Raw genomic sequence first — 17,524 nt, 5'->3', positions numbered from 1 at the left:
GAGCCGGTACGACCGGGACGCCAGGCGGCGTTCCGGTCGTCGATCTACCCTGAAATCGGCAAAAACGGGTAGATCGTATGTCCGTGTACGAACGTTGATAAGCCGCAGCGATCAATAACGATCCTGTTTTCGATAACAGAACTCTTGACTCACGTGTAACGCCGAAGCGAGACTCCCGTCCATCGGTCGGCATTGTCGAACACCTTCCGGCAATACGCGCTAGAGTGTGACAACGCCAAGGGCCGGCATCGCTCTCACCCCCGAGGGCGCCAGAACCCCCGCTGGGACCGGGGTTCGGCTTTCCCCTGGACGAAGGACAAAGGAGTCGCGGGTGTCCAGCTCCGACATCTTCATCGGCGAGACCATCGGTACCGCCATACTCATCCTGCTCGGCGGCGGTGTCTGCGCCGCCGTGACGCTGAAGGCCTCCAAGGCCCGTAACGCCGGTTGGCTCGCCATCGCCTTCGGGTGGGGCTTCGCCGTCATGACGGCCGTGTACATCTCCGGACCGCTGTCCGGCGCCCACCTCAACCCGGCCGTCACCGTCGCCCTGGCCATCAAGGACGGCGACTGGAGCAACGTTCCGACCTACTTCGCCGGCCAGCTGCTCGGCGCGATGATCGGCGCGGCTCTGGTGTGGGTCGCCTACTACGGCCAGTTCTACGCGCACCTGACCGACAAGGAGATCGTCGGCGGGCCGGGCGCGCAGGACACGGCGGCCAAGGCGGTCGAGGCCGAGGAGCAGGGCGCCGGCCCGGTCCTCGGCATCTTCTCCACCGGCCCGGAGATCCGCAACGCGGTGCAGAACCTCGCCACGGAGATCATCGGCACGGTGGTGCTGATCCTCGCGGTCCTCACCCAGGGCCTGAACGACAAGGGCAACGGCCTCGGCGTCCTCGGCGGTCTGATCACCGCGCTCGTGGTCGTGTCGATCGGTCTGTCGCTCGGCGGCCCGACGGGCTACGCGATCAACCCGGCCCGCGACCTGGGCCCGCGCATCGTGCACGCCCTGCTGCCCCTGCCCAACAAGGGCGGTTCCGACTGGAGCTACGCCTGGATCCCGGTGGTCGGTCCGCTGATCGGCGGTGCCATCGGTGCAGGCATCTACAACGTCGCCTTTGCTTGAGAAGCCTCTTGAGAAGCCTGACGAAGCACCGAGTCTTCGAGCACGCGCCGTACGTACAGCCCCATCACCACGGATCTTCCAGGAGCACACAGTGACCGACGCCCACACCGCAGGCCCCTTCATCGCGGCGATCGACCAGGGCACGACCTCCTCGCGCTGCATCGTCTTCGACCGGGACGGCCGCATCGTCTCCGTCGACCAGAAGGAGCACGAGCAGATCTTCCCGAAGCCGGGCTGGGTCGAGCACAACGCCAACGAGATCTGGACCAACGTCCAGGAAGTCGTCGCCGGCGCCATCGCCAAGGCCGGCATCACCCGCGACGACATCAAGGCCATCGGCATCACCAACCAGCGCGAGACCACCGTGCTGTGGGACAAGAACACCGGTGAGCCCGTCCACAACGCCATCGTCTGGCAGGACACCCGCACCGACGCGCTCTGCAAGGAGCTGGGCCGCAACGTCGGCCAGGACCGCTTCCGCCGCGAGACGGGCCTGCCGCTGGCCTCCTACTTCGCCGGACCCAAGGCCCGCTGGCTGCTCGACAACGTCGAGGGCCTGAAGGAGCGCGCCGAGGCCGGTGACATCCTCTTCGGCACCATGGACACCTGGGTCATCTGGAACCTGACCGGCGGTGTCAACGGCGGCAAGCACGTCACCGACGTCACCAACGCCTCCCGCACCCTCCTCATGAACCTGCACACGATGCAGTGGGACGAGAAGATCTGCGAGTCCATCGGCGTGCCGCTGCAGATCCTGCCCGAGATCCGCTCCTCCGCCGAGGTCTACGGCGAGATCACGGGCGGCAAGCTGGGCGACCTGCTCGGCGGCATCCCGGTCGCCTCCGCGCTCGGCGACCAGCAGGCGGCCCTGTTCGGCCAGACCTGCTTCTCCGAGGGCGAGACCAAGTCGACCTACGGCACCGGCACCTTCATGGTGATGAACACCGGCAGCAAGATCATCAACTCCTACGCCGGTCTGCTGACCACCGTCGGCTACAAGATCGGCGACCAGCCGACGGTCTACGCCCTGGAGGGCTCCATCGCCGTCACCGGCTCGCTGGTGCAGTGGATGCGCGACCAGATGGGCCTGATCTCCACCGCGGCCGAGATCGAGACGCTCGCGCTCTCGGTCGAGGACAACGGCGGCGCCTACTTCGTGCCGGCCTTCTCCGGCCTGTTCGCCCCGCACTGGCGCTCCGACGCCCGCGGTGTGATCGCCGGCCTGACCCGGTACGTCACCAAGGCGCACCTCGCGCGCGCCGTCCTGGAGGCCACCGCCTGGCAGACCCGGGAGATCGCCGACGCCATGGTCAAGGACTCCGGCGACGAGCTGGTGACCCTGAAGGTCGACGGCGGCATGACCGCCAACAACCTGCTGATGCAGACCCTCGCCGACGTCCTCGACGCACCGGTGGTGCGCCCGATGGTCGCCGAGACCACCTGCCTCGGCGCCGCCTACGCCGCCGGTCTCGCCGTCGGCTTCTGGAACAGCACCGACGACCTGCGCGCCAACTGGCGCCGGGCCGCCGAGTGGACCCCCCGCATGGACGCGGAGACCCGCGCCCGTGAGTACAAGAACTGGCTCAAGGCCGTCGACCGGACCATGGGCTGGCTCGAAGACGAGAGCTGAGCGGCCCTTCCGGCTCAGCCATCTCTGACGAGGAGTAAGTACCCGACATGACCAGTCAGTCCACCCTGCAGACCGTGCCTGCCCTGGGAACGCACCCGGCTTCCGGCTCCAACCCGAGCCGGGCCGAGACCAGGGAGCAGCTCGCCAAGGCGTCGTACGACCTTCTTGTGATCGGCGGCGGCATCCTGGGCATCTCCACCGCCTGGCACGCCGCGCAGTCCGGCCTCAGGGTGGCGCTGGTCGACGCCGGCGACTTCGCCGGCGCCACCTCCTCCGCCTCCTCCAAGCTGCTCCACGGCGGTCTGCGCTACCTCCAGACCGGCGCGGTGAAGCTGGTGGCGGAGAACCACTTCGAACGCCGTGCGGTCTCCCGCCAGGTGGCCCCCCACCTGGCGAACCCGCTCACCTTCTACCTCCCCGTGTACAAGGGCGGCCCGCACGGCGCGGCGAAGCTCGGCGCGGGCGTCTTCGCCTACTCCGCGCTCTCCGCGTTCGGCGACGGCGTCGGCCACCTGCTCTCCCCCGCCAAGGCGGCGCAGGACGTGCCCGAGCTGCGCACCGAGAACCTCAAGGCCGTGGCCGTCTACGGCGACGACCAGATGAACGACGCCCGCATGGCGCTGATGACGGTCCGCGCGGCCGTCGAGGCGGGCGCGGTCGTCCTCAACCACGCCGAGGTCACCGGGCTGCGCTTCACCAGGGGCCGGGTCACCGGCGCCGACCTCAGGGACCGGCTGTCCGGCGAGGAGTTCGGCGTCAACGCCCGGCTGGTGCTGAACGCGACCGGCCCCTGGGTCGACCACCTGCGCCGGATGGAGGACCCGAACGCGGCGCCGTCCATCCGTCTGTCCAAGGGCGCGCACCTGGTCCTGAAGCGGACGTCTCCGTGGAAGGCCGCGCTCGCGACCCCCATCGACAAGTACCGCATCACCTTCGCCCTCCCCTGGGAGGACATGCTGCTGCTCGGCACCACCGACGAGGAGTACGAGGGCGACCCCGCGGACGTCGGGGTCACCGAGAAGGACATAACCCAGATCCTGGACGAGGCCGCGTTCTCCGTCCGGGACCAGCAGCTCCAGCGCGACCTCATCACCTACGCGTTCGCCGGTCTGCGGGTGCTGCCGGGCGGCCCCGGCGACACCGCCAAGGCCAAGCGCGAGACCGTGGTGACCGAGGGCAGGGGCGGCATGCTGTCCGTCGCGGGCGGCAAGTGGACGACGTTCCGCCACATCGGCCGGACGATCATGAAGAAGCTGGAGGCGCTGCCGGGTCACCCGCTCGGCGACGACTTCGAGCCGATCTCCTCGCTGCCGAAGAAGCTGCCGCTGCCCGGTGTCGCCAACCCGCGCGCGGTCGCCCACCGGCTGCTGGTGGACGGTCCGGCCCCGGGTCCGCGCATGGGCGCCGACACCGCCAGGCACCTGGCCACCCACTACGGCTCCCTGGCCTTCGACATCGCCCGGCTGGCGAACGAGAACCCGGAGCTGGCCGGGCGTGTCCACCCCGACGCCCCGGAGATCTGGGCGCAGGTCGTCTGGGCCCGTGACCACGAGTGGGCCGAGACGGCGGACGACGTGCTGCGCCGCCGCACCACGCTGACCATCCGGGGCCTGGACACGGACGAGGTCCGCGGCAAGGTCCAGGACCTGCTGGACAAGAAGTAGCAGCGGGCTCGCACAACGGTCCAGGACACCTGAGGGGCGGCCCCACGCCGATGGGGCCGCCCCTTCCCACATCCCCGTGCGCCGGAACGCCCTCCGCGGCCCGGCGGCGCCGCCGCATAATGTGCTGACATCCGATGTCTGGGGCGACAGGAGGCCGGCCGTGGCAGTCACCGACGAGGCGATCGAGAAGATCAAGGGCATGATCGTCTCCGGTGCGCTGCGCCCGGGCGACCGGCTGCCCAAGGAGAGTGAGCTGGCCGCCGAGCTGGGCCTGTCCCGCAACTCCCTGCGGGAGGCCGTGCGCGCCCTGTCGCTGATCCGCATCCTCGACGTACGGCAGGGCGACGGCACCTATGTCACCAGCCTCGACCCTCAGCTGCTGCTGGAGGCGATGAGCTTCGTCGTGGACTTCCACCGCGACGACACCGTGCTGGAGTTCCTGGCCGTGCGCCGCATCCTGGAGCCGGCCGCGACCGCGCTGGCGGCCCCCCGGATCGAGCCCGGGCAACTGGACGCGCTGGAGGCCCAGTTGGACGCGCTGGGCGCGGAGCCGTCGGTGGAGCAACTGGTCGCGGCCGACCTGGAGTTCCACCGGGGCATCGTGCAGAGCGCCGGGAACTCGGTGCTGTGCTCGCTGCTGGACGGGCTGTCGGGGCCCACCACCCGGGCCCGGATCTGGCGGGGGCTCACCCAGGAGGACGCCGTCGGCCGCACCCTGCGCGAGCACCGGGCGATCCTGGGCGCGCTGCGCGACCGGGACGCGGAGGCGGCGCGCTCCTGGGCGACGGTGCACATCGCGAGCGTGGAGCAGTGGCTGCGGTCCACTCTGTGAGTTCGGCTGCTCGCGCGTGTTCCGCGGTGGTGAACGGGGCAGTGATCCGTTCACTCCCCCACGCAAGGGGGCTGCGGGCGCCCCCGCGGGACGCCGTAAGGTTGGTGAGTCAAGCGAGGGCACGTCGGAAGGAGGCACTGGGTGATCGAGCTGGAGGGGGTTCCCGAGCTGATCGACCCAGTCATGGTGGCCGCGTTCGAGGGCTGGAACGATGCCGGCGACGCCGCCTCCACGGCGGTCGCGCATCTGGAACGCGAATGGAAGGGCGAGGTGTTCGCGGCGCTGGACGCCGAGGACTACTACGACTTCCAGGTGAACCGCCCCACGGTGTTCATGGACGGCGGTGTGCGCAAGATCACGTGGCCGACCACGAGGTTGTCGGTGGTCCGCGTCGGCGGTGAGAAACCGCGCGACCTGGTGCTGGTCCGGGGCATCGAACCGTCCATGCGCTGGCGTTCGTTCTGCAACGAGCTGCTGGGCTTCGCGCACGAGCTCGGAGTGGAGCTGGTGGTGATCCTGGGCGCCCTGCTCGGGGACACCCCGCACACGCGTCCAGTGCCGGTCAGCGGGGTCACGTCCGACCCGGACCTGGCCCGCCGGATGGACCTGGAGGAGACCAAGTACGAGGGGCCGACGGGCATCGTCGGTGTCCTTCAGGAGGCGTGCACGCACGCGGGCGTCCCGGCGGTCTCGCTGTGGGCGGCCGTACCGCACTACGTCTCCCAGCCGCCCAACCCGAAGGCGACGCTGGCGCTGCTCAACCGCCTGGAGGACCTGCTCGACCTGCGCATCCCGCAGGGCGAACTGCCCGAGGACGCGCGGGCCTGGCAGGTGGGCGTGGACCAGCTCGCCGCCGAGGACAGCGAGGTCGCCGAGTACGTGCAGACGCTGGAGGAGGCCCGGGACACCGCGGAGCTTCCGGAGGCGTCCGGTGAGGCGATCGCCCGGGAGTTCGAACGGTACCTGCGGCGCCGGGACGTGGGCCCTCCGGGCGGGAAGCCGAGGCCCCCGGCGGCCGGGGGCATGCCCAAGGACGAGGACGAGGACAACCCGGAGGACTGAGAGCACGGCGAAGGGGCGGTTCCCTCACGGGAAGCGCCCCTTCTTCGTGGTGCCGACGCCTCAGGCGCTGCCGCTCGCGGTGCCTAGAGAGCCACCCCCAGCAGCGCGTCCACCGCCCGCGTCACCAGGCCGGGGGCGCCGGTGTCGGTGCCGCCCTCCTGCTCCTGGCGGGCCGCCCAGCGGTCGACGGCGGCGAGTGCGGCGGGGGCGTCCAGGTCGTTCGCCAGGGCCTCGCGGACCTCCTCCACCAGCGCGTCGGCGGAGGGGCCGTCGGGGCGGGAGACGGCCGCGCGCCAGCGGGCGAGGCGGTCGACGGCGTCCTGGAGGACCTGGTCGGTCCACTCCCAGTCGGCGCGGTAGTGGTGGGCCAGCAGCGCGAGGCGGACGGCGGCGGGGTCGACGCCGTCACGGCGCAGCGTGGAGACGAAGACCAGGTTGCCCTTGGACTTCGACATCTTCTCGCCGTCCAGGGCGACCATGCCGGCGTGCACGTATGCCTTGGCCATGGGGAACTCGCCGGTGAGCACCTGGGCGTGCGAGGCGCCCATCTCGTGGTGCGGGAAGGCGAGGTCGGAGCCGCCGCCCTGGACGTCGAAGCCCATGCCGAGGTGGTCGAGGGCGATGGCCACGCACTCGATGTGCCAGCCGGGCCGGCCCCGGCCGAGGGAGCCGCCGTCCCAGCTGGGCTCGCCGGGCCGGGCCGCCATCCACAGCATCGGGTCGACCGGGTTCTTCTTGCCCGGGCGGTCCGGGTCGCCGCCGCGCTCGGCGGACAGCAGCCGCATGGCGGCGGCGTCCAGGTTCGAGACCTTGCCGAAGTTCGGGTCGGACTCGACGGAGAAGTAGATGTCACCCTCCAGCTCGTAGGCCGCGCCGAGGTCGCGCAGCCGCTCCACGAGCGGGACGATGCCGGGTATCGCCTCGACGGCGCCTATGTAGTGCCGCGGCGGGAGCATCCGCAGGGCGGTCATGTCCTCGCGGAAGAGGGCGGTCTCCTTCTCGGCGAGGGCGACCCAGTCGACGCCGTCCCGGTCCGCCCGCTCCAGCAGCGGATCGTCGACGTCGGTGACGTTCTGGACGTAGTGGACCTGCCGCTTGGTGTCGAGCCACACGCGCTGAACCAGGTCGAACGCGTTGTAGGTCGCCGCATGACCCATGTGGGTCGCGTCGTACGGCGTGATGCCGCAGACGTAGATGCGGGCGACGGGACCGGGGTCGAGGGTGACCAGGCCGCCGGTCGCGGTGTCGTGGATCCTCAGGTCGCGGCCCTGACCAGGCAGGGCGGGGACCTCGGAAGCGGGCCAGGCATGCATGTACATGAGCCTAACCGGCGCCGAGCTGCGTATACGAACGGGATCGGGCTGGATGGCCGGTTACGCGGTCTTGTACCTCGGCGCCGGATGTGCTCACACGGGCGGCCAGGGAATGGCGGGCCACTCCCCGCTCGGCTCCGGGTGCAGGCCCGAGGTGAGCAGCGCGTCGACACGCGCGCGCGTGGCGTCGATCTCGGCCGCCGTGATCAGTGCGGCCAGCCGGCGGCCCAGTCCGCCCTCCAGCCCGTCCCGCAGCCCCTTCAGGACGTCGACGGCCTCCGGGGTCAGGGGTTCCCCGGCCCAGCCCCACAGCAGGGTGCGCAGCTTGTTCTCGACGTTGAAGGTGACGCCGTGGTCGATGCCGTACAGCCGGCCCTCGGCGGTGGGCAGCAGGTGGCCGCCCTTGCGGTCGGCGTTGTTGATCACCGCGTCCAGGACGGCGAGCCGGCGCAGCCGCTCGTCGTCGGCGTGCACCAGCAGGGCGGTGCGGTCCTCGCCGACCTCGGCGAACCCGATCGCCTTCCAGCCCGGCTCCGGCTCCTCGCCGTCGACCAGGGCGAGCAGCTCCGCCTCGGGGTGGACGTCGATCCACAGCTGGCACATGCCCTCGCCGTACGGCCCGTCGCGCAGCACGGTGGGCGGCACGAGACCCCAGCCGGTGGCCTCGGAGACCTCGTAGGCGGCCACCTCGCGGCCGGCGAGGGTGCCGTCGGGGAAGTCCCACAGGGGGCGCTCCCCGGCCACCGGCTTGTACACGCAGGAGGCTTCCCGGCCGTCCAGGGCGACCGTGCAGAACAGCGCCGCGTTGGACGCCTCGCGGATCCGGCCGCGTACGGTCAGCTCACCCCGCGCGAGCAGCTCGGCGGGGTTCGGATCGGCCGTCACGCTCCGCGGCGGTATCCGTTCTGGCGCGGACATACATGTCCTTCCGGATCGAGCGGGAGGCTGCACAGCGGGCACGGTGGCCGCCCGGCGTTGACGATGTCGAGGGCGCGCTTGGCGAAGGCCCGGGCCTGCGCGCCGGTCAGCCGGACCCGCAGCATCGGGGGTCCGTTCTCCTCGTCCTGGAGCAACCGCTCCTCGGCCTCGGCCAGGTCCTCCTCGGTGTCGGCCTCCAGCTCCACCAGGGCCTGCGCCTCGACGACCATGCGCTGTTCCTCGCCGTCCCAGGCCAGGGCCATGGTGCCGACGCGGAACTCCTCCTCGATGGGGGTCTCCAGCGGCGCGGTGTCGGCGATCTCGGAGGGGGCCACGGCGGGGACCGCGGCACTGCCGCCACTACGGCGTACGACCTCGTCGAGCAGTTCGTCCATGCGCTCGGCGAGCGCGGCGACCTGGGTCTTCTCCAGGACCACGCTGGTCACCCGGGGGCCTGCGGTGGCCTGGAGGAAGAAGGTACGGCGCCCGGGCAGTCCGACCGTGCCGGCCACGAAGCGGTCCGGCTGGTCGTAGAGGAACACCTGACGGGACACGTCCTGTCTCCATTGATGTCGTGGTTTCGAGCGTTTCAGCGGTGCGGGCCGTGCGGACACGCGTGGGGGTGAGTCGCTTCACCCTACTGCGGCCGACGATCACGGTGCGCCCGCACCACCCCCGACCGGTGCGTCGCCCTCGCCGGGTTCCTCGCGCGGGGCGAGCGAAGCGAAGTCGCCGGTGTCGCCGAGGCGGACGAGGAAGGGCCGCAGGCGGGTGTAGCGGATGGCGGTGACGGAACAGGGCTCCACGGAGATCCGCTGGAAGAGGTCGAGGTGGAGACCGAGGGCGTCGGCGACGAGCGCCTTGATGATGTCGCCGTGGGAGCACATCAGGTAGACGGCGTCGGCGCCGTGCTCGCGCTCCACGCGCGCGTTCCACTCGCGTACGGCCTCGGCGGCGCGGGTCTGCATGGCCCGCATGGACTCCCCGCCGGGGAAGGCGGCGGCGGACGGGTGGGCCTGGACGACCTCCATCAGCGGCTCGTCCTTCAGCTCGGCGAGCTTGCGGCCGGACCAGTCGCCGTAGTCGCACTCCCCGATCCGCTCCTCGGTGTGGGCGGACAGGCCGGGACGGGCCTCCAGCAGGGGTTGTACGGTCTCCTGGCAGCGTTGGAGCGGGCTGGTGACGACCTCGGCGAGCGGCAGGCCCGCGAGCCGTGCGGGAAGTGCGGCGGCCTGCGCGGCGCCGCGCTCGTCCAGGGCGACGCCGGGCGTCCGCCCGGCGAGCACACCCGAGGTGTTGGCGGTGGAACGTCCGTGCCTGACGAGGATCAGCGTGGGCATGCGGACCAGGGTAGGCGCACGGAGGTGTGCGCCGGCGGCTGGGCGAAGGGAGAATGCGCGGCGTGATCGTGGACTGCGCCATCTATCGGCACGGGCACCGCACCGAGGGGCCGGAGGACCTGTCCGACGCGCTCGCCGAGGCGCGGGCGGCCGGCGGCTTCGTGTGGATCGGGCTGCACGAGCCGTCCGAGCAGGAGTTCGACCTGGTCACCCAGGAGTTCGGACTGCACCCGCTGGCCGTGGAGGACGCCCTCAAGGCACATCAGCGGCCCAAGCTGGAGGTGTACGACGACTCGCTGTTCATGGTGCTGAAACCGGTCGTGTACGAGCCCGAGAGCGACGCGGTCTCCGCCGGTGAGGTGATGGTCTTCATCGGCGACTGCTTCGTGGTGACCGTCCGGCACGGCGAGTGCTCGCCGCTGGCGGCGGTGCGGCACCGGCTGGAGGAGGAGCCGGAGATGCTCGACAAGGGCCCCACCGCCGTGCTGTACGCCATCGCGGACGCCACCGTCGACCACTACCTGGAGGTGGCGACGGAGCTCCAGACCGACCTGGACGAGCTGGAGGCGGAGGTGTTCCAGCCGGAGACCGGCGGTTCCCGCAACACCGCGTCCCGGATCTACACCTTCAAGCGGCAGGTCCTGGAGTTCCGCCGGGCCACCGGGCCGCTGGCGCTGCCGCTGGCCCGGCTGGCGGGCAACGGGCCGATGGGCGGCTCGGTGCCCTTCGTGCACGACACGTCGCGGCCGTTCTTCCGGGACGTGGGCGACCACCTCACGCGCGTGAACGAGTCCGTGGAGGCCCTGGACCGGCTGGTGTCGGACATCCTCTCCGCCCACCTGGCGCAGATGAGCGTGCGGCAGAACGACGACATGCGGAAGATCTCCGCGTGGGCGGCGATGGCAGCGGTCCCCACGATGATCGCGGGCATCTACGGCATGAACTTCGACCACATGCCCGAGCTGCACTGGCTGTGGTCGTATCCGGCGGTGATCGTGGTGATGGCCGTGCTGGAGGTGCTGCTGTACCGGCAGTTCAAGCGGCGCGGCTGGCTGTGAGCGCGGCTCAGGCGAACTCGGGGGCGGGTGCCGCCGGTCCGCCGAGGGCGTCGCGGCGCTCGGGCATGGCGAGGGTGACCATGCGGTGCCAGCCGGCGAGGCGCTCGTAGGCGTACAGGGCGTGGATGCCGGCCGCGAGCAGCGCGGACCTGGCCTTCGGCCAGCGCAGGATGCGGCCCATGTGGGCCATGACGGCGAGGCTGACGTCCCGGTGGACGCGGATCTCGGTGAGCGCGCACGCGCGCAGGGTGCGCTGGATCAGCCGGCCGTGCCCGGCGGCGGCGAGGCGCAGCAGTTCCTCGTGGGTGTAGGCGAGGTGCTTGTCCTCGTCGTCGGAGATCACGCGGACGGCCCTGCCGATCTCCGGGTGGTCGGCGAAGTGCGTCCGGAGCAGCCCCAGCTGTTCGGCGGCGCGCTGTTCGGTGACCCGGCTGTGCGCGAGGTAGACGATGACGTCCCGCACGGTCAGCGGCTCGTCCCGGCGGAGCTTGTCGTGGGCGAGGCCGATGCCGTGCCGCTCCAGGAGCATCGTGTAGTCGGTCCCGGGCGGGACGGGGACGGGGGTGAGGCCGCGCTTCCTCAGCAGGGCGGTGAAGATGCGCCCGTGCTTGTCCTCGTCGGCGCCGTGCCGGGCGATCTTCGGGGCCAGCGCGCGTTCGCCCTCCGGCACCAGCGCGGCGATCCGCCCGTTCTCCCAGCCGCCCTGGGCCTCCCCGCTGGCGGCGATGGAGCAGAAGAGCCGGAAGGACTCGTCGTTGTCGAGGATCTCCTGGAACAGGCTCTTGGCCGACAGCATGGCAGGCCCCTCTCCGCAGCTCCGCCGGACTCCGCGAGAAACGGATCCCGCGAAGCACGAGTCAAGTGCGGCGGGGAGGGGGCCGCAACAGGGGTGCGGGCGCACTGGCCCGAACGGGGGGCGGGCAGGGCCTGCCGCCGGCGTCGGGACCGGGTGGGTGCCGCTGGAGTCGGGAAAGAAGGGGCGCGGTCGTAACCGGGCGGTGGCGCGCGCGTTGTTCCCGGTGACGGCCGTGGCGGGGAAGACCCCCGAGCCCCCACCACGGCCGCTGACGACCCTTACGCGAGCCCGGCGCGCTCCAGGGCCTCGCTGCCGGCCCGCAGGGAGGCGATCCGCTCCTCCAGCGTGAAGCCGGCCGGGGCCAGGTTGAGGGTGGTGACCCCGGCGGCGGCGTACGCCTTCATCCGGTCGGCGATGCGGTCCACCGAACCCAGCAGCGTGGTCTTGTCGATGAGGTCGTGCGGGATCGCGGCGGCGGCGCCCTGCTTGTCCCCGGACAGGTACTTCCGCTGGATCTCGGCGGCCTCCTTCTCGTACCCCATGCGCTGCGCGAGCTTGTTGTAGAAGTTCTGCTTGGCACTGCCCATGCCGCCCACGTAGAGCGCGGTGTACAGCCTGAAGGTGTCCGCGAGCCGGGGCACGTCGGTGTCGTCGCCGACCGCGAGCGGCAGGGTCGGGCACACGTCGAAGCCGTCGAGGGTCAGGCCCGCCTTCTCGCGGCCGGCGCGCAGGTGGGTGATCGTGGTCTCCTCCAGGTGCTCGGCGGAGGGGAAGATCAGCAGCGCGCCGTCGGCGATCTCGCCGGTCTGCTCCAGGTTCTTCGGGCCGATCGCGGCGATGTAGAGCGGGATGTGCTCGCGCTGCGGGTGCACGGTCAGCTTGATCGGCTTGCCCGGGCCGCCCGGCAGCGGCAGCGTCCAGTGCTCGCCCTCGTACGTCAGCCGCTCCCGGGTCATCGCCCTGCGGACGATCTCCACGTACTCGCGGGTGCGGGCGAGCGGCTTGTCGAACTTGACGCCGTACCAGCCCTCGGAGACCTGCGGGCCCGAGACGCCGAGGCCGAGCCGGAACCGGCCGCCGGAGAGCGAGTCGAGCGTGGCCGCGGTCATCGCGGTCATCGCGGGCTGCCGGGCCGGAATCTGGAAGATGGCCGAGCCGACGTCGATGCGCTCGGTCTGCGCGGCGACCCAGCTGAGCACGGTGGCGGCGTCGGAGCCGTAGGCCTCGGCGGCCCAGCACACCGCGTAGCCCAGCCGGTCGGCCTCCTGCGCCACGGCCAGGTTGTCGCCGTCCATTCCGGCACCCCAGTAGCCGAGGTTGATCCCGAGCTGCATGGCCGAATCCCCTTACCCATGAGTAACGTCCCTGTGCGGCAGACCTTAGCGCGGGGGTGGGTGCCGGGGGCAGGGTGCCCGGCTCCGGCGATTCCCCCGGCAGTGCGCCGGTGGTTCCCCGGCCGCGGGCCGACGGGGCCGGCCGCGCAGGTCCCCGGCCCCTTCGGGGCACTCCGCACAGGTTGTCCACAGGCCACCCACCGCACCGGTTCTGGCCAGTAATCTCGCGGTCATGGAGCAGAGGCATCTCGGCCGGACCGGCCTGCGCGTGTCCCGGATCGGACTCGGCACCCTCACCTGGGGCCGGGACACCGACGAGCACGACGCCGCGGACATGCTGAAGGCGTTCTGGGAAGCCGGCGGCACCCTGGTCGACACCGCGGACGTGTACGGCGACGGGGAGGCGGAGTATCTGCTGGGGCAGCTCATGGACGGGCTGGTGCCGCGCCGTGACCTGGTCATCTCCACCAAGGCAGGCAGCGTGCCCGACCCCGACCGCCGCTTCGACGGCTCCCGCGGCCATCTGCTCGCCGCCCTCGACGCCTCCCTGGCCCGCCTGGGCACGGACTACGTCGACCTGTGGCACATCCACGCCTACGACCCCGACACCCCGCTGGAGGAGACGCTCCACGCCCTCGACCTCGCGGTCGGCAGCGGCCGGGCCCGGTACGCGGGAGTGTCCAATTTCTGCGGCTGGCAGCTGGCCAAGGCGGCCACCTGGCAGCTCGCCGCGCCGGGCGTCCGGACCCGGCTCGCCAGCACGCAGATGGAGTACTCGCTGCTCCAGCGGGGCGTGGAGCGCGAGGTGCTGCCCGCCGCGCTCGACCTCGGAGTGGGCCTGCTGCCCTCCTCGCCGCTCGGCCGAGGCGTGCTGACCGGCAAGTACCGGCACACCACTCCCCCGGACTCGCGCGGCGCCTCCGAGCATCTGGCGCTGTTCGTGGAGCCGTATCTGGACGACACGGCGACCCGCATCGTGGACGCGGTGACGACGGCCGCCGACGGGCTCGCGGTCACCCCTCTCCAGGTGGCCCTCGCCTGGGTGCGGGACCGGCCCGGGGTGGCCGCGCCGATCGTCGGCGCGCGCAACGCACAGCAGCTCACGGCGGCGTTGTCAGTGGAGGCCCTTAGTCTTCCTGACGAGATCTGCCGGGCGCTGGACGATGTGTCGGCGCCCGTGCACCGCTATCCCGATCACGACTGGAGCACGCTGTGAGCACGGAGCCGGAGACCACGGAGGAAGCCGGGCCGGGGACGCCGGACACACCGGGGACCACGGAGCACGGCACCGACGGGGCCGCCACGGCCGAGGGCACGACCGACACCGGCGGCGCGGGTGCCGCGGGTGACTCGGGCGCGGCGGACACCGGCGGCGACGCGGACGATGCCGGGGCCACGGGCGGCTCGGCCAGCGCCGAAGCCCGCGGCGGGTCGGACGGCGCGGATGCCGTTGGCGGCTCCGGCGGCTCGGATGCCGTTGACGGCATCGGCGATGCCGAGGCCACCGGCGACTCGGGGGCGGAGGACGCCGTCGGGGACTCGGCCGAGGCGGGAGCCGTCGACGGCTCCGGCGCTGCCGAGTTGTCCGAGGCCGAGGCCGAGTTGGCCGCGCAGCGGGTCGAGCGGGAGCGGATCGAGCGGCGCAAGGCCGAGAAGAGGGGCCCGATCGACAGCGGCGCCAAGCTCAGCGGCAAGGCGGCCGACCTGCTCGCGGCGGTCCGGGCCGTGGAGAGCGGCGAGAAGCCGGTGGCCGCGGTGTTCGCGGAGCCCGCACCGGCCCCGCGCCGCCCCGCCCCGGAACCGGTGCGCAGGCCCCAGCCGGCCCCCGCCCCGGTCGCGCCCAGCGGCCCCGCGCCGGAGACCGTCGACGCCGTGCGCCGCGTGCTGACCGAGGGCGGCGCGCCGGACGCGCTGGCCCCCCAGGTCGCCGCGGCCCTCGGCGAGGGCGCCGACAGCGCGCTGCGAGAGGATCCCTGGCAGTTGCTCCGGGTCGGCGGCGTACGGCCGGACCAGGCCGACGGCTTCGCCCGCGCGCTGCTCGGCGCGGCCTGCGGCCCGGACGACGAGCGGCGGGGCCGGGCGCTGACCGTCTGGCTGCTGGAGCAGGCGGCCGTGGCCGGGCACACCGCGCTGGAGCTGCCCACGCTCACCGCGGCGCTCGGCAAGCAGGGCGTGCCGGACCCGGACGCGGCGGTGCAGGGCGCGCTCGCCGAGGGCGAGGCTCTGGTGTTCCAGGACGCCCTGGAGGAGCCCGGCGCCGCCGCGCCTCAGGCAGGCGACGAGGACACCGACGAGGAGCGGGAGCGGCCGGTCCGGGTCCTCGTCGGCCTGGAGCGGTACGCGCTGGCCGAGGAGAGCCTCGCGGACGGCCTGGCCCGGCTGGTCAACTCCCTGGCCAAGGAGGCCGGGCAGGCCTGGGAGGCCACGGCGGCCGGGTTGTCCGGCGGTGCGGCCGAGCTGGCCCGCGCGGTCGCCGGGCACGGCCTGGTGCTGCACACCGGCGGGGAGGCGGCCCGCGCCGAACCGGCCGCCCTGCTCGGTGCCGCCCGTGCGGCGGGCCTGCGGGCCTTCGCCGCCTGCCACACCCCGGACGGGCGCCGGCGTCTGGCCGAGCGGCTGGGCGGGGAGGCGGCGGAGCACGGCGTGGGCACGGTCGCGGGGCTGCTGTCCGGTGCCGAGGGTCCGGGCCGCGACGCGGACGGCGCCCTGGAGCTCGACCTGCTGATCGTGCCGGACGCGCCCCAGCTCGACGTGGAGAGCGCCGCGATGCTGGTGGAGTCGCTGCCCGACGGGGCCCGGCTGCTGCTCGGCGGCGACCCCGGGGTGCTGTGGTCGGCCGGTCCGGGGCGGGTCTTCGCCGACCTGCTCGCGGCCCGTGCCTGCCCGCAGGTCGCCTCCCGCGTGCCCGACCCCGGTCCGCTCGGCGAGCTGGTCTCCGGCATCGGCGTCGGTGAGCTGAACCAGGTCGCCGCGCCGGGCAAGGAGATCGTCATCGTGCCGGTGCGGGACGCGGGCGAGGCCGTGCACCGGACGGTGCAGCTGGTCGCGGACTCGGTGCCGCGGGCGATCGGCGTCCCGGCCGACCAGACCGTGGTGATCACCCCGGGCCACGGCGGCGCCGCGGGCACGCGCGCCCTCAACTCCGCCCTGAAGGAGCGCCTCAACCCCGGCCCCGGCCGGTTCGGCGGCTTCGACCCCGGCGACCGGATCGCCTACTCCCCCGCCCCGGGGCGCACGGTGCCGGGTGTGGTGGTGAAGGCCGACGCCGGCGGACTGCACCTGTCGTGCGCCGGCGCCCCCGTCGCCGTACCGCGCGAGCGGGTGGAGGGCAGTGTCCGGCACGGCTGGGCGCTGACCGCGCACCAGGCGGTGGGCACCCGCTGGCCGGCGGCGGTCGTCGTGCTGCCCGGCGATGCCGCGCAGGCCCTGAGCCGCCCCTGGGTGTACACGGCGTTCGGCCGGGCGGAACGGCACCTGTCCGTCGTGCACGGCGTGGAGCAGGCCCTGCCGAAGGCGGTGGCGGAGGTTCCGCCCAAGCCGCGCACGACCCGCCTTCAGACACTGCTGCGCACGCAGGTCCCGGCGACCTGAGTCGTCGTCCGCGCGTCTTCCCCGGCAGGGCTCCTGCGCACGTCCTCCTCCGTCGCGACCGGCGATCCCGTCACGGCGGCGGAGTCCGGCGGTGCCGTAGGCCCCAGGCCCACGGCACCGCCGCCCCCGTCCCGTCCGCCCCTGTCACTTCTCGGCGTTGACCGGCTCCAGCTCCCCGTCCTCGTCCTCGTCGACGAAGTCGATGTCGTCCTCGTCGTCGGAGACCTCGTCGTCGAACACCGCGCTCACATCGAACCGGCACACCACCTGCTGTGGATCGATGTGTTCGAAGGGCGCCTCCAGCCACTCCCCGGCCTCGGGCGGCTCCTCGGCCGCGGTGACCCAGAGCGTGGAGTCGCCCTCCTCCAGGCCGAACTCCTTGTGCCGGGAGGCGATCTCGTCCGGTTCGAATTCGCCGAAGAGGATGCCCAGCGCCCCCGGGACCGTCCCGGCGGCATCGTCGTCCACGACGTCGTCGTACTCCGCCGCCTCGACCCGCTGGGCCTGCGCCAGCAGCCGCTGGGGTTCCGCCACGGTGTAGTCGCGGCGGATCAGCACACTGATCGCGTTCGGCTCCTCCGGGCCCGCGTACGGCGGCAGCGCTTCCTCCGCGCTGGGGATCTCGAAGGGCGTGACCTCGTCGTAGCGGTCGTAGAGCAGTTCGTCGTACGCCTCGGCGGCAGCGGCCAGCTGGTTGAACGCCTCGGACACGGCCGGGTCGTCCTCCCCCGACCTGCGTTCGACCGCGGCGAGATGACGGTCGAGCGCGGTCTTGACGGCCTCGGCGGCGGCGCGTACCTCGGCAGCGGTGGGCTGCGCAGCATCAGACATAGTGCAGACGCTATCCGTACCGGGCACCA

At 72.5% G+C, this 17,524-nt stretch carries 15 protein-coding genes; 8 read left to right on the top strand and 7 right to left on the bottom strand.

Translation table 11 applies throughout. From position 1 onward, the window contains the following. Positions 1-331: 331 nt before the first annotated feature. The 5 genes from AQJ11_RS37120 to AQJ11_RS37100 all read left to right on the top strand — a co-directional run bounded on the left by AQJ11_RS37120 (position 332) and on the right by AQJ11_RS37100 (position 6,314). Positions 332-1,126: an MIP/aquaporin family protein gene (locus AQJ11_RS37120; protein ID WP_058079927.1), complete on the top strand. Its 795-nt coding sequence runs from the start codon at positions 332-334 to the stop codon at positions 1,124-1,126. Positions 1,127-1,217: 91 nt separating this feature from the next. Continuing rightward, positions 1,218-2,756, top strand: coding sequence for a glycerol kinase GlpK (gene glpK, locus AQJ11_RS37115; RefSeq protein WP_014671707.1), 1,539 nt, complete (start codon positions 1,218-1,220; stop codon positions 2,754-2,756). Between the two features lie 47 nt (positions 2,757-2,803). Then, positions 2,804-4,420 carry a glycerol-3-phosphate dehydrogenase/oxidase gene (locus AQJ11_RS37110; RefSeq protein ID WP_058079928.1) on the top strand — a complete coding sequence of 539 codons (1,617 nt, stop codon included), beginning with the start codon at positions 2,804-2,806 and terminating at the stop codon, positions 4,418-4,420. Positions 4,421-4,580: 160 nt separating this feature from the next. Further along, complete coding sequence (locus AQJ11_RS37105) at positions 4,581-5,252, top strand: FadR/GntR family transcriptional regulator (protein WP_014671709.1); 672 nt, start codon at positions 4,581-4,583, stop codon at positions 5,250-5,252. Between the two features lie 141 nt (positions 5,253-5,393). Beyond that, positions 5,394-6,314: a PAC2 family protein gene (locus AQJ11_RS37100; RefSeq protein ID WP_014671710.1), complete on the top strand. Its 921-nt coding sequence runs from the start codon at positions 5,394-5,396 to the stop codon at positions 6,312-6,314. An 83-nt stretch (positions 6,315-6,397) separates the two neighbouring features. Here the strand turns inward: AQJ11_RS37100 and mshC are convergent, their stop codons facing one another. The 4 genes from mshC to AQJ11_RS37080 all read right to left on the bottom strand — a co-directional run bounded on the left by mshC (position 6,398) and on the right by AQJ11_RS37080 (position 9,885). Further along, entirely contained in the window at positions 6,398-7,627 is a 1,230-nt protein-coding gene (mshC, locus tag AQJ11_RS37095) for a cysteine--1-D-myo-inosityl 2-amino-2-deoxy-alpha-D-glucopyranoside ligase (RefSeq protein WP_059266232.1), read from the bottom strand. Between the two features lie 93 nt (positions 7,628-7,720). After that, positions 7,721-8,545 carry an SCO1664 family protein gene (locus AQJ11_RS37090; protein WP_014671712.1) on the bottom strand — a complete coding sequence of 275 codons (825 nt, stop codon included), beginning with the start codon at positions 8,543-8,545 and terminating at the stop codon, positions 7,721-7,723. Beyond that, entirely contained in the window at positions 8,509-9,099 is a 591-nt protein-coding gene (locus AQJ11_RS37085; RefSeq protein WP_014671713.1) for a DUF3090 domain-containing protein, read from the bottom strand. The genes AQJ11_RS37090 and AQJ11_RS37085 overlap by 37 nt, the downstream gene beginning before the upstream one ends. A 99-nt stretch (positions 9,100-9,198) precedes the next feature. Continuing rightward, positions 9,199-9,885 carry a histidine phosphatase family protein gene (locus AQJ11_RS37080; RefSeq protein ID WP_014671714.1) on the bottom strand — a complete coding sequence of 229 codons (687 nt, stop codon included), beginning with the start codon at positions 9,883-9,885 and terminating at the stop codon, positions 9,199-9,201. 62 nt (positions 9,886-9,947) lie between these two features. Here AQJ11_RS37080 and corA point away from each other — a divergent pair, with 62 nt between their 5' ends. Then, positions 9,948-10,943 carry a magnesium/cobalt transporter CorA gene (corA, locus tag AQJ11_RS37075; RefSeq protein WP_014671715.1) on the top strand — a complete coding sequence of 332 codons (996 nt, stop codon included), beginning with the start codon at positions 9,948-9,950 and terminating at the stop codon, positions 10,941-10,943. A gap of 7 nt (positions 10,944-10,950) precedes the next feature. Here corA and AQJ11_RS37070 read toward each other — a convergent pair whose 3' ends face one another. Further along, positions 10,951-11,739, bottom strand: coding sequence for a hypothetical protein (locus AQJ11_RS37070; RefSeq protein WP_059266217.1), 789 nt, complete (start codon positions 11,737-11,739; stop codon positions 10,951-10,953). A 278-nt stretch (positions 11,740-12,017) separates the two neighbouring features. Next, the gene (locus tag AQJ11_RS37065; protein ID WP_059266216.1) at positions 12,018-13,073 is read right to left on the bottom strand and encodes an LLM class F420-dependent oxidoreductase; all 1,056 of its coding nucleotides are present in this window, start codon (positions 13,071-13,073) and stop codon (positions 12,018-12,020) included. A gap of 232 nt (positions 13,074-13,305) precedes the next feature. On the opposite strand from AQJ11_RS37065, the gene AQJ11_RS37060 reads away from it, so the two are divergent. Together AQJ11_RS37060 and AQJ11_RS37055 are read left to right on the top strand one after the other, a co-directional pair. Further along, a complete protein-coding gene (locus tag AQJ11_RS37060; protein ID WP_059266215.1) occupies positions 13,306-14,289 on the top strand; it encodes an aldo/keto reductase in 984 nt (327 codons plus the stop codon). Continuing rightward, the gene (locus tag AQJ11_RS37055) at positions 14,286-16,664 is read left to right on the top strand and encodes a helix-hairpin-helix domain-containing protein (protein WP_059266214.1); all 2,379 of its coding nucleotides are present in this window, start codon (positions 14,286-14,288) and stop codon (positions 16,662-16,664) included. Before AQJ11_RS37060 ends, AQJ11_RS37055 begins: the two co-directional genes overlap by 4 nt. Before the next feature lie 144 nt (positions 16,665-16,808). On the opposite strand, the gene AQJ11_RS37050 is transcribed toward AQJ11_RS37055, so the two are convergent. Then, positions 16,809-17,495, bottom strand: a complete 687-nt coding sequence (locus tag AQJ11_RS37050) for a hypothetical protein (protein ID WP_059266213.1) — start codon at positions 17,493-17,495, stop codon at positions 16,809-16,811. Positions 17,496-17,524 lie beyond the last annotated feature (29 nt).

Origin of the sequence: Streptomyces corchorusii (genome assembly GCF_001514055.1) — a bacterium.
GTDB lineage: Bacteria > Actinomycetota > Actinomycetes > Streptomycetales > Streptomycetaceae > Streptomyces > Streptomyces olivaceoviridis.
Note: the sequence above shows the minus strand (reverse complement) of the source record. Positions and strands in the feature narration are given on the sequence as shown.